The sequence below is a fragment of the Streptomyces sp. NPDC060049 genome (genome assembly GCF_042736715.1).
Classification (GTDB): domain Bacteria; phylum Actinomycetota; class Actinomycetes; order Streptomycetales; family Streptomycetaceae; genus Streptomyces.
Window position 1 is genome coordinate 211,688 of sequence record NZ_JBHWVV010000015.1, and the last position, 11,308, is coordinate 222,995.

The 11,308-nt window shown below is 72.4% G+C and carries 9 protein-coding genes; 7 read left to right on the forward strand and 2 right to left on the reverse strand.

What is annotated here, in order from left to right; genetic code table 11:
* Positions 1-109 precede the first annotated feature (109 nt).
* The 4 genes from ACFWBY_RS26915 (at position 110) to ACFWBY_RS26930 (ending at position 4,671) form a co-directional block, all read left to right on the forward strand.
* Entirely contained in the window at positions 110-1,726 is a 1,617-nt protein-coding gene (locus ACFWBY_RS26915) for an AMP-binding protein (protein WP_385338469.1), read from the forward strand.
* 37 nt (positions 1,727-1,763) lie between these two features.
* A complete protein-coding gene (locus tag ACFWBY_RS26920; RefSeq protein ID WP_385338466.1) occupies positions 1,764-2,579 on the forward strand; it encodes a hypothetical protein in 816 nt (271 codons plus the stop codon).
* Complete coding sequence (locus ACFWBY_RS26925) at positions 2,572-3,906, forward strand: protoporphyrinogen/coproporphyrinogen oxidase (RefSeq protein WP_385338463.1); 1,335 nt, start codon at positions 2,572-2,574, stop codon at positions 3,904-3,906. Before ACFWBY_RS26920 ends, ACFWBY_RS26925 begins: the two co-directional genes overlap by 8 nt.
* A gap of 171 nt (positions 3,907-4,077) precedes the next feature.
* On the forward strand, positions 4,078-4,671 hold the full coding sequence (locus ACFWBY_RS26930; RefSeq protein WP_385338460.1) for a TetR-like C-terminal domain-containing protein: 594 nt from the start codon (positions 4,078-4,080) through the stop codon (positions 4,669-4,671).
* Between the two features lie 166 nt (positions 4,672-4,837).
* Here the strand turns inward: ACFWBY_RS26930 and pcaB are convergent, their stop codons facing one another.
* Positions 4,838-6,253, reverse strand: a complete 1,416-nt coding sequence (gene pcaB, locus ACFWBY_RS26935) for a 3-carboxy-cis,cis-muconate cycloisomerase (protein ID WP_385345112.1) — start codon at positions 6,251-6,253, stop codon at positions 4,838-4,840.
* Positions 6,250-8,208 carry an FAD/NAD(P)-binding protein gene (locus ACFWBY_RS26940; RefSeq protein ID WP_385345115.1) on the reverse strand — a complete coding sequence of 653 codons (1,959 nt, stop codon included), beginning with the start codon at positions 8,206-8,208 and terminating at the stop codon, positions 6,250-6,252. Before ACFWBY_RS26940 ends, pcaB begins: the two co-directional genes overlap by 4 nt.
* Positions 8,209-8,603: 395 nt before the next feature.
* On the opposite strand from ACFWBY_RS26940, the gene ACFWBY_RS26945 reads away from it, so the two are divergent.
* From ACFWBY_RS26945 to ACFWBY_RS26955, 3 genes are all read left to right on the forward strand, one after another.
* On the forward strand, positions 8,604-8,831 hold the full coding sequence (locus tag ACFWBY_RS26945; protein WP_385345118.1) for a DUF6059 family protein: 228 nt from the start codon (positions 8,604-8,606) through the stop codon (positions 8,829-8,831).
* 126 nt (positions 8,832-8,957) lie between these two features.
* Complete coding sequence (gene metK / locus ACFWBY_RS26950) at positions 8,958-10,166, forward strand: methionine adenosyltransferase (RefSeq protein WP_385409713.1); 1,209 nt, start codon at positions 8,958-8,960, stop codon at positions 10,164-10,166.
* Positions 10,167-10,197: 31 nt separating this feature from the next.
* Positions 10,198-11,163 carry a carbohydrate kinase family protein gene (locus ACFWBY_RS26955; protein WP_385345259.1) on the forward strand — a complete coding sequence of 322 codons (966 nt, stop codon included), beginning with the start codon at positions 10,198-10,200 and terminating at the stop codon, positions 11,161-11,163.
* Positions 11,164-11,308: the final 145 nt, after the last annotated feature.

The following is an 11,308-nucleotide window of genomic DNA, read 5'->3' on the forward strand; positions in this document are numbered from 1 at the left end:
CCCCGGTCGTGCTCTGTGCCTCGCCGCCCGGGAGACCGGGCGGTGGGGCACAGAGCGGACCCCGGCCCGCGGTCGGCGGCATCCACCTCTGTCTCCTGGGAGAAACAACATGAGTACATCCCGGATCTCCAACATCGGTCTGCTCTACGACCTGCACGCGGAGGCGCGGCAGCAGACGGTCATGCTGCTCGACCGCCCCTTCGACATCGCCCCGGACGCCGGCATCCGGCACGACGCCGCCTCCCTCGCCGAGACCGTGCGCCGCGCGGCCGCATGGCTGTACGCGGCGGGCGCCCGCCGCGGCGACCGGATCGCGATCGTCAAGCGCAACCACTACGACACCCTGATGCTCGCCGCCGGCGCCGCCCGGATCGGCGTCCTGCCCGCCCAGCTCGCGCCGCTGAAGAACGTCGCCTCCATCCGGTCGATGATCGACAACCTCAAGCCGCAGCTCATCGTGGCCGGCGCCGAGGAACTGGACCGCGCCTACCGGGCCGGGATCAACCTGGCCGACCCCGGCGTACGGGTCGTGGTGATCGGGAAGCCCGAGGAGCCCCTGCCCCCGAACTCGGTCGCGCTCGACGACCTGCGGGGAGCGGCCGAGGCCCGCGTCGACCTCGTCCCCGACGACGAGCCGATGATCATCACGCACAGCTCCGGCACCACCGGCGTCCCCAAGCTCGTGGTCAACTCGGGCCGCACCATCCTGGGACTCGCCAGCCGCCTGGAGCGCATCCGCTTCCCCGTCGTCGCGAGCAAGCGCACCGACGTCGTGGGCTCCTCCGTGACCTTCGCGCACGCCCGCAACGTCTCCTGGACCGCGGGGCAGTTCGCCCTCGCCCCCAAGGCGGTCGTGGTGATCTCCGACCCCTCCATCGAGAACGCCGCCCGCGCGCTGCACGACTTCAAGCCGACCACGCTCGAGGCGTGCCCCAACATCTTCCAGCGCTGGGAGGAGCTCGCCGACGACCGGCCCGAGCTGTTCCGGCAGGTCCGGCTCTTCGCCGGGACCTTCGACGCCGTCCACCCGCGCACCGTGCGCAAGTTCCTCGCCGCCTCGGGCCACAAGCGGGTCATCTGGGGCCAGGGCTGGGGCCAGAGCGAGGTCGGACCCGTCTGCGTGGCGTGGTTCAACCGCCGCAAGGTCGAGAAGAACGACTCTCCCACCGCCATCACCAACGACCTGGGACGGCCCGTACCGATCCTCGCCAAGGTCAAGGTCGTCGACCCGGACACCGGCCGCACCCAGCCCCGCGGCAAGCCCGGCATCCTCATGGTCGCCTCCGGCGGCCGCTGCCTCACCTACCTCGGTGAGGAGGACCGCCACGAGATGAAGCTCGACGGCAAGTGGTGGAACACCGGCGACGTCGGCGTCCGCGGCCGCTTCGGCAAGCTGCGCCTGGTCGACCGCGAGGTCGACACCATCCCCGGCGGCAGCAGCATCGAGGTGGAGAGCGTCCTGCTCGACCGCCTCGACAAGGCCATCGACGTGACCGTGCTCGGCGTGCAGGGCCAACTGCCCGTTCCCGTGCTGTCCATGAGGGACGGCCAGCTCGACGAGGCCGACTGGGAGAGAGCCACGCGAGGGCTGCCCCCGCTGGCCGAGCCGGTCCTCGTCCGCTGGGAGGACGTCCCGCGCACCGCCACCTGGAAGGTGCGCCGACTCGAATTGCTGGAGCAGGTACTCGGCGAGAGGCAGACCGTCGGCACCGGCCGCTGGACCTGACGACCCCCGCCGACCGAGAAGGGAAAGAACAGAACACATGGACGGAATCGTCCTCATCGATTTCATGACCAACCCGCCGGCGATGCACACGCCGAGGGAGGTGCCCGACTGGTTCTACTGGCCGCTGGAGATGTTCCAGGGCTTCGCGTGGATCTACGCGTACGTGGCGCTGATCCGGCGGGCGTCGGTGGACAAGTACGTCGGCATGCCGCTCGGCGCGCTGGCCCTCAACTTCGGCTGGGAGCTCACCTACGGCTTCGTCCTGCCGACGCCGGCGGTCCAGAAGTGGATGCTCGTCGCCTGGTTCGGCCTCGACGTCATCATCCTCGCGCAGGCCCTGAAGTACGGCCGCAAGGAGTTCACGAGGATACCGCCGAGGATCTACACGGCGGTGGTCCTGGGCCTGGTCGGCTACGCGACGCTCTTCCACGTCCTGCTGGGACGCGAGTTCGCCGACTTCTACGGCATCTACGGTGCCATGGGGATCAACGTCTTCATGAGCGCGGCCTACATCGGGCTGCTGCGCAAGCGCCGCTCCACCAAGGGTCAGTCGATGGGCGTGGCGCTGTCCAAGCTGCTGGGCACCTTCACCGTCACCATCATGTTCGCCGGGCAGTTCCCCGACCGCTGGCTGCTGCCCTTCTTCGGATTCACCGTCCTGGTCCTGGACCTGACGTACATGACGCTCCTGCGCCGCCAGTTCCTGGCCGAGGGCCGGCGGCCCTGGTCCGGGAAGCCCGTCGCGGGAACCGAGCAGACGGCGGCGCCGGCCGCCGGGCAGGCCGGCGAGCCGGTCCGTGAAAGCCGTCCGGTCCCGGCGGGGGCCCACTCCACGAGGAGCAGCAATGTCTGATCTGGACGTCGCCGTCGTCGGCGCGGGCATCGCCGGCCTGACCACCGCCTACCGCCTGGCCGAGGCCGGCTACCGGGTGGAGGTCTTCGAGTCCGAGGCCGAGGCCGGCGGGCGGATGCGCTGCGGCCGCATCGACGGCTACACGATCGACCGCGGAGCCGAGACGCTCGCCCCCTTCGGCTACCCGTCCACCTGGGAGCTGATCCGCGAGCTCGGCCTGCAGGAGTCCGGCGACGTCCACCGCATCAGGCCACCCGTGGCCCTCTGGCGCGACGGCCGGGCGTTCCCGTGGCTGGGGCACCCGCTGTCCGCGCTCAGCAGGGCCGGCCTCTCCCCGGCCGCGTGGGCGCAGATGCTGCGGCTGATGGCGAAGGCCGGCCGTCGGGGCGCCCTCGACCCCGAGCACCCGGAGGACTCGGTCTTCGGCACCAGCACGGTCACCGAGCTGGGCCAGGAGTACCACCCCGAGCTGGTCGACCGGATGCTGGAGCCGATCTCCGCCTCCGCCTTCGGCTGGACCCCGGAGCGCTCCACGGCGGCCCCGCTGATGGCGATCATGCTCGGCACCAAGGGCATCCTGCGCTGGCGCACGTACAAGTACGGCCAGGACACCATGGCCCGCAAGCTCGCCGAGCGGCTCACCGTGCACGTCGGCAGGCGCGTGCAGACCGTCAGGGAGGACGGCACCGGGGCGCGGCTGCTGTTCGAGGACGGCACCGACGTCACCGCCAGGGCCGTCGTGGTCACCCTGCCCTCCCCGCAGATCACGTCCATCTACCCCGACGTCCCGGACGAGGAGCGGGCCTTCCTGGAGGCCTCCACCTTCTCGCCGGTGATGCGCGTCGCCTGCATGCTCGACCGTCCGCTCGAACCGCGCCGCACGACCTTCGGTCCGAAGCTGTACGCGGCGCTGATCGCCCGCGGCGAGAGCCCGCTGCTGGTGGGCTGCACCGTCGAGCACAACAAGTGCCCCGAGCGGGCACCGGCCGGCAAGGGCCTGGTGTCCCTCCTCATCTCGCCCAGCCGGGTGCCCGGCCTCTTCGACGCGAGCGACGAGGACGTCTCGCGCATGGTCCTCGAGGAGGGCGAGCGGCTGCTCATCGACGGTCTCCAGGAGGCGTGCGTCGGTACCGACGTCATCCGCTGGAAGCACGCGCTCCCGGACGCGCCGCCCGAGGCGCTCGCCCTGCGCAAGAAGTTCGTCCAGCGCGCCCCCGGACCGATCGAGTACGCAGGCGACTGGCTGTACCTGCGGCCGAGCAGCGAGGCGGCCATCGCCTCGGCGAAGCTCGCGGTACCGCGCGTACGGGCGCTGCTGGAGCGCTGACCGCTCCGACGGTCGACGGCTCCGCCACGCGCGGGGCGGCCGGATCCCGATGCCGGGGTCCGGCCGCCCGCGTTTCCACGGCTGTCGGGGCGGCGGAAACTCCCTGTACGGCAGGTTCTTGCCACAGGCGGACCGGGCCCCGCGCACAAGGCGCGACCTAGGGTTTCCGGTATGCCGAATCTGGAGCAGTCCACCACCGCAGGGGTAGATCCACAGGCTCAGGATGCGGTCTTCGCCGCCGTCCTGGAGCTGTGCGCGGAGCGTACGTACCGGGAGTTCGACCTCGGGGACATAGCCGCCCGCGCGAACGTCGACGAGCAGCTGATCAGCGCCCGCTGGCCCGCGAAGAGCTTCGTCGTGGTGGAGACCCTGCTGCGCGCCGTCGCACCCCACATGGCCTTCCCCCGCACCGGGGACATCGCCGCCGACCTGAAGGCGCAGCTGACCTCGGTCGTCGAGCTGTTCGCCGCCCCTGGCGTCGGCCCCCACCTGGCGGCCCTGGCCGCCGAGGCGAACACCGACGAGCGCCTCGCCGGCTTCTTCCTCAAGCACGTCTTCGGTCCCAACCGCACGGTCGCCCGGGCCCGCTTCGAACTCGCGCAGGAACAGGGCCAGGTGCGCGCCGACATCGACCTCGACACCGCTGTCGACCTGGTCTTCGGGCCCATCTGGTTCCGCCTGCTGCTCGGCACCGGACCGCTCGACGCGGAACTCGCCGGCCACCTCGCCGAACACGCGCTGGCCGGTCTCGCGGCGCGTCCGTAACTCCCGCCGCGCCCGCCCCGGCCCTACCCGATCCTTCCGAACCGGCCGCGCATGACCACTGTGCGAGGTGGTCCGGCGCGGTGGCACGGGCCGTGGGACGAGGCCGCACGACGAGGGGGGCTGCCCGTCCGGGCAGCCCCCCTCGTCGTGCGCCGTGGTCACCGGGTCACCGGGCGGGTACGAGCTCCCGGTGGCGGGCGAGCACGCGGTCAACCAGGGCTCCGGCGGCCCCCGTGTACCGGGCCGGGTCGGCGAAGGAGTCGAGCTCCTCCCGGGTGAAGCGGGCCGCGACGCGCGGCTCCACGGCCAGCAGCTCGCCCAGCGGGCGGCCGCTCGCGGCGGACTCCAGACAGGCACGGGTGACGGTGGCCTTGGCCCCCGCCTTCCCCAGCACCGGGGCCAGGACCGCCGCCAGCCGCTCGGCCACGATCAGCGCGCCCGTCAGCCGCAGGTTGCCCGCCATCCGGTCGGCGTGCACCCGCAGCCCCGCGGTCAGTTCGGCGGCCGTGTGCGCCGCCCCGCCCACCAGCCGCAGGCACTCGCGCAGCGGCTGCCACTCCGCGTGCCAGGCACCGGCCGGGCGCTCGTCCTCCGCGAGCAGGGCCTGGGTCACGCCCACGGCCAGCAGCGGGACCTGCGCCGCCGCCGAGCGGATCAGGGTGGCCAGGACCGGATTGACCTTCTGCGGCATCGCGGAGGAGACCCCGCGGCCCGGCGCGGAGGGTTCGGCGACCTCCGCCACCTCCGTGCGCGACAGCGACTGCACGTCCACCGCGATCTTGCCGAGGACCCCGGAGGCCAGGGTCAGGGCGGCGGCCAGATCCGCCAACGGCGTACGGGCCGTGTGCCACGGAGCGACGGGCACCGCCAGGCCCAGCTCGTCCGCGTACGCACCGAACAGCTCGGTCACGTAGCGGGCCGGATCGCCGGCGGCGCCGCCCGGGGCGTCGATCCGCGCGTACTCCAGATAGCCAGCCAACGTGCCCGCCGCGCCGCCCAGTTCCACGGGAAGCCCCCCGCGGCGAAGGGCGCGCAGCCGCTCCAGGGCGTCCAGCACCCCCTGCAGCCAGCCCGCCGCCTTCAGCCCGAAGGTGGTGGGCACGGCGTGCTGGGTCAAGGTCCGGCCGGCCGCCGGGGTGTCCCGGTGCTCGGCGGCGAGCACGGCCAGGGAGCCGGCGGTGCGCTCCAGATCGGCGGTGATCACCTCGAGCGCGCGGGCCGCCACCAGCATCGTGGCCGTGTCCAGGACGTCCTGGCTGGTGGAGCCGCGGTGCACGTAGTCGGCGGCGGCCGGGTCGGCGTCGGCCACCGCCTCCGTGAGTGCCTGGACGACGCCCACCACCGGGTTGGCCGCGCCCCGGGCCGCCTCGGCCAGGGCCCGCAGGTCGAACTCCCCCGCCCGGCCCGCCTTCGTGATGGTCTCGGCGGCCGCGGCGGGGACCAGCCCCATCCTGGCCTGCGCACGGGCCAGGGCGGTCTCCGCGTCGAGCATCGCCTGGAGCCAGGCGAGGTCGCCGGTGACCGGCTCGATCGGGGTGCCCGCCCGGACGGGGGAGAGCAGCCCGGAGTCGAGGCCGGTCATCCCGCCACCTCGCTGCGCGCCGCCGCCGTCTCGGCGGGCACCCCGGCCAGGGCGATCACGGCGCGCGCGAGGGCGTCCGAGTCCCCCAGGGTCACGGAGTTGACGCCGGGCCTGATGCCGGCTGCCGTCACCCAGTGCACCGACTCGGTGGGCACGCCGAAGGCGAAACGGCGCGGGTGAGCCTCGCCCGCCGCGTCGATCAGGTGGTACGGGCGCTGCGTGACCGCGAGCCCGCCGGTGGGGTACGTCTCCCGGCCGGGCCCGTCGATCACGTAGGCCGAGCACTGCCCGGTGGCCTTGAGGTGCAGGAGCAGCGGGTCGGCGGTGCGGCGCAGGTCTATGTCGGGCAGCCTGGCCTCGATCAGCACGCCCGCGTGCACCTGGGAGCCCGGGACCCGGCCCGAGGCGGCGGTGAACCGGCGTCCCGCGGAGTCGAGTTCCACCCGCATGTCGGGGCCGATCACATCGAGCACCCCGGCCTCGATCAGCGCGATCATCTCCTGGATGCGGCGGGTCGGCGGGCCGATGGAGAGGAAGGCGTTGAGCGGGGTGTACCAGCGGTCGAGGTCGTCGCGGTGCGAGGCCGCGGTCAGCCCGTTGTGGTCGACGAGCAGGCGTATCTCGTTGCGCAGGTCGCGCAGTGCGTCCAGGGCCGCCTTCAGAGGCCCGGCGACGTTGCCCTCCAGCGCGTCCGCGACGTCGCGCCGCAGCAGGTCGAGGAGCCAGGCGCGGTACTCGCGGGGGCCCGCGAACTCCAGGCCGAGGTGGGGCTGCGCGAGCCGCTCCCAGTCCCAGTGGTCCTCCGGCGCGACGCCGAACTCCGCGAGCAGGCGCCGCTCGGCCGCGCTCCCGCGCTCGGTCCGCAGCAGCAGGTCGCGGAAGGCGTCGACGTAGGACGCGGAGTGCTCGCGGGCCAGCAGCGCGGTGTAGTAGACCGCCTCCGCCTCGCGGGCGACCAGCGGCCAGATCTCCGTGCGGAAGTCCAGCCCCGAGTTCAGCTCGGCGCGGCGGCGCAGCTCCCGGACCTTGGCCTCGGTGAGCAGGAGCGGGACGTGCCGTCCGAAGGCGCCCTTCTGGTTCTCGCCGCGGGCGTGGTAGGGGATCCCGCGCCGCGAGCTCGCGTACATGCGCGGCTCCAGCCCGGAGGGGCGGTAGACGAGACGGCCGCCGTCCTCCTCGAAGACACCGCCCCGGCCGTGCGTGAACAGGGCCATGTAGTCGAAGAAGTTGAGGCCGAGGCCGCGCAGCAGCACCGCCTCGCCCGCGCCGATGTCCGACAGGTCGGTGTCGGCGGGGTTGACCGGCAGGTGATGGCGCAGGCCCAGTGCGGACGCCTCCTCGTGCAGCCGCAGCAGCCACTCGGGCTCCTCGGCCGGGACGTGGCCGAGCGAGAGGACCACGGCGTCCAGGTGCTCCAGGACCGTGCCGTCCTCCAGCCGGACCGTCTGCGGACCGTCCTTGCGCCCGTCGCCGTCGTCGAGCGCGACGGCGCGGCTGTGGTGCACGACGATCTCCACCTGTGCCGGGGCCAGCGCCACGACGTGCTGGAAGACCCACTCCAGGTAGCGGCCGTAGAAACCGCGCGTCGGGTAGGTGTTGGGGCCGAGCCGGCGGGCCTCGGCGAGGAAGTCCGCGTCCAGGCCGCCCTCGCCGGGCTCCAGCGGCGTCATCAGCCGCGCCCACTCGTAGAGGCTCGGCCCCGAGGCCAGCGGCCCCGCCATCTCGACCGTGTCGTCGGTGAAGAGGGTGACCTGGGAGGCGACGGTGTTCATCAGCAGATGACGGGACTGGTCCCCGCGCCAGACTCTGCCCGGACCTGGCTGTTCCGGGTCGACCACGTGCACGGTCACGTCGACGTCGGGGAACTGAGCGGCGTTCGCACAGACACGCTCCAGCGCGGACAGCCCGCGGGGCCCGTTGCCGACGACGCACATGACGAGTTGCTGATTGCCCATCTGCTGCTCCTGATTGGCGTGAGATGAAAAGAGGCGGGAATGCGCATCCCGTCGTGGAGCGCACGCATGAAAGGGATCAGATCCGCCGGCGTGAAAGCCGGTCAACGAAAGGCGGGCCGTGGCCGGAAAATGTGTACCGGAGCGGGGAAATCATGCCGAGAACCTGTCGGGTGAGACCGGTGAGCGGCGAGTTCTGCCCCACCCCCGCCATGGCCGCGGATCGCGATTGCCATGGGCTTGCCATGCAGCCGCCGCAGCGCCCGCGCGCGGCTGCCGACGGACCCCGCCCGCCCGTGTCCGGGGGCCCGCCTCGACCCCTGCTTAAGTCGAAGCCAAGCCGTGCCCGCCATGCTCCAAGCGGTGAACTGTCGTTGTTCCAGGCTCAGGAGGGCAGCTTGCGCAACCGAAAGTGGTGGGCCTTCATCGCCGGGCTGGGCGCCGTCGGCGGGGTGTGGGTACCGCTGGCTCCCCTGCACCCGGACGGCCTGTGGCCCGGGGAAAAGGGTGCCGGCCTGCTCCCGGAGCGCCCCGTGGGCGGTCCGCCGCCCGGGCATCCGGAGAAATGGGACAGCCTTCGGGAATTGTCCCCGGAGGAAATCGAGATCTGGCGGCAGCTGATCTGACCTTCACGCAAGCGGTGCTTAAGCGGGCGTCCACAAAATCGCCGTTGGTGGGTCCGCCGTCCCGGTCCCGCCCGAGTGCTGTTCTCCGCTCTCGTCAGTCCGCCGCCGACTCGCACTGGGAGTGCCGTGTCCCGTCGCCTTTTCACCTCGGAGTCCGTCACCGAGGGACACCCCGACAAGATCGCCGACCAGATCAGCGACACCATCCTCGACGCGATCCTCAGCGAGGACCCCACCTCGCGCGTGGCCGTCGAGACCCTCATCACCACCGGCCAGGTCCACATCGCCGGCGAGGTGACCACGACGGCGTACGCGCCGATCGCGCAGCTCGTCCGCGACAAGATCCTGGAGATCGGCTACGACTCGTCGAAGAAGGGCTTCGACGGTGCCTCCTGTGGCGTGTCGGTGTCCATCGGCGCGCAGTCCCCGGACATCGCGCAGGGCGTCGACACCGCCTACGAGCAGCGCGTCGAGGGCGATGAGGACGAGCTCGACCAGCAGGGCGCCGGCGACCAGGGCCTGATGTTCGGCTACGCCACCGACGAGACCCCCGAGCTGATGCCGCTGCCCATCCACCTCGCGCACCGGCTCTCGCGCCGGCTGGCGGAGGTCCGCAAGGACGGGACCGTCCCCTACCTGCGTCCCGACGGCAAGACCCAGGTCACCATCGAGTACGACGGCGACAAGGCCGTCCGCCTCGACACCGTCGTCGTGTCCTCGCAGCACGCGCCGGACATCGACCTGGACGCGCTGCTCACCCCCGACATCCGCGGGCAGGTCGTCGAGCACGTCCTCGCCGAACTCGCCGCCGACGGCATCAAGCTGGAGACCGAGGGCTACCGCCTGCTGGTGAACCCGACCGGGCGCTTCGAGATCGGCGGCCCGATGGGCGACGCCGGCCTGACCGGCCGCAAGATCATCATCGACACGTACGGCGGCATGGCCCGCCACGGCGGCGGCGCCTTCTCGGGCAAGGACCCGTCCAAGGTCGACCGCTCCGCCGCCTACGCCATGCGCTGGGTCGCGAAGAACGTCGTCGCCGCGGGCCTCGCCTCGCGCTGCGAAGTCCAGGTCGCCTACGCCATCGGCAAGGCCGAGCCCGTCGGCCTCTTCGTCGAGACCTTCGGCACCGCCACCGTCGACGCAGCGAAGATCGAGGACGCCATCGCCGAGGTCTTCGACCTCCGCCCGGCCGCGATCATCCGCGACCTCGACCTGCTCCGCCCGATCTACGCCCAGACCGCCGCCTACGGCCACTTCGGCCGCGAGCTGCCGGACTTCACCTGGGAACGCACCGACCGCGCGGAGGCCCTCAAGGCCGCGGTCGGCCGCTGACGGAACCGAAGACGAGACAGAGGCAGCTCCCGTGAAGATCGCTCTTACCGGTTCGATCGCCGTAGACCACCTGATGTCCTTCCCCGGCCGTTTCGCGGACCAGATGATCCTCGACCGGATGGACAAGGTCTCCCTCTCCTTCCTCGCCGACCGCCTGGAGATCCGGCGAGGGGGAGTGGCGGCCAACATCGCCTTCGGGCTCGGCTCGCTCGGCCTGCACCCGGTGCTGGTCGGAGCGGTCGGACCGGACTACGGTCCGGAGGCGGAGCGCCTCGTCTCCTTCGGCGTCGACACCGAATCCGTACTGGTCAGCGAGGAGCTGCACACCGCACGCTTCGTCTGCACCACGGATGACGACCACAACCAGATCGCCACCTTCTACGCGGGCGCCATGAGCGAGGCCCGCCGCATCGAGCTGGCCCCCGTGGCCCGGCGCGTCGGCGGCCTCGACCTCGTGGTCGTCTCCCCGAACGACCCGGCGGCGATGCTCCGCCACACCGACGAGAGCCGGACCCTCGGCATCCCCTTCGCCGCCGACCCCTCGCAGCAGCTGGCCCGGCTGGAGCCGGCCGAGGTCCGCAGCCTCGTGGGCGGGGCCCGGTACCTCTTCACCAACGAGTACGAGAGTGCCCTGCTCCAGGAGAAGACGGGCTGGACCACCGGCCAGGTCCTCGCCCGGGTCGGCAGCTGGATCACCACGCTCGGCGCCGACGGAGCGCGCATCGCCCGCGAGGACGAGTCCACGCTCCGCGTCCCGGCGGTCCCCACCACCGCGGCCGTCGAACCGACCGGCGCGGGCGACGCCTTCCGGGCGGGCTTCCTCGCGGGCACGGTCTGGGGCTGGAGCCCCGAGGGCGCGGCCCGTCTGGGCTGCGCACTGGCCACCGTCGTCCTCGAAACGGTCGGCACGCAGGAGTACGAGACCTCGCGCGGCGCCCTGCTGGAACAGGTCGGCGCCACGTACGCGACGGCGGACTCCGCGGCCGGTGTGTCATGACCGGGGACCAGCGGTCGCGGGTCGCCGCGCTGCGTGAGGCGTTCGCTTCGCGTGTGGTGGTGGCCGACGGGGCGATGGGGACGATGCTCCAGGCGCAGGACCCGAGCATGGAGGACTTCGAGCAGCTGGAGGGCTGCAACGAGGT

What these genes read in the sequence shown, in the direction of transcription:
- pcaB (WP_385345112.1), bottom strand. Translation starts at nt 6,253, where the DNA reads ATGACCGGCCTCGACTCCGGGCTGCTCTCCCCCGTCCGGGCGGGCACC.
- ACFWBY_RS26925 (WP_385338463.1), top strand. Translation starts at nt 2,572, where the DNA reads ATGTCTGATCTGGACGTCGCCGTCGTCGGCGCGGGCATCGCCGGCCTG.
- ACFWBY_RS26920 (WP_385338466.1), top strand. Translation starts at nt 1,764, where the DNA reads ATGGACGGAATCGTCCTCATCGATTTCATGACCAACCCGCCGGCGATG.
- ACFWBY_RS26915 (WP_385338469.1), top strand. Translation starts at nt 110, where the DNA reads ATGAGTACATCCCGGATCTCCAACATCGGTCTGCTCTACGACCTGCAC.
- ACFWBY_RS26940 (WP_385345115.1), bottom strand. Translation starts at nt 8,208, where the DNA reads ATGGGCAATCAGCAACTCGTCATGTGCGTCGTCGGCAACGGGCCCCGC.
- ACFWBY_RS26930 (WP_385338460.1), top strand. Translation starts at nt 4,078, where the DNA reads ATGCCGAATCTGGAGCAGTCCACCACCGCAGGGGTAGATCCACAGGCT.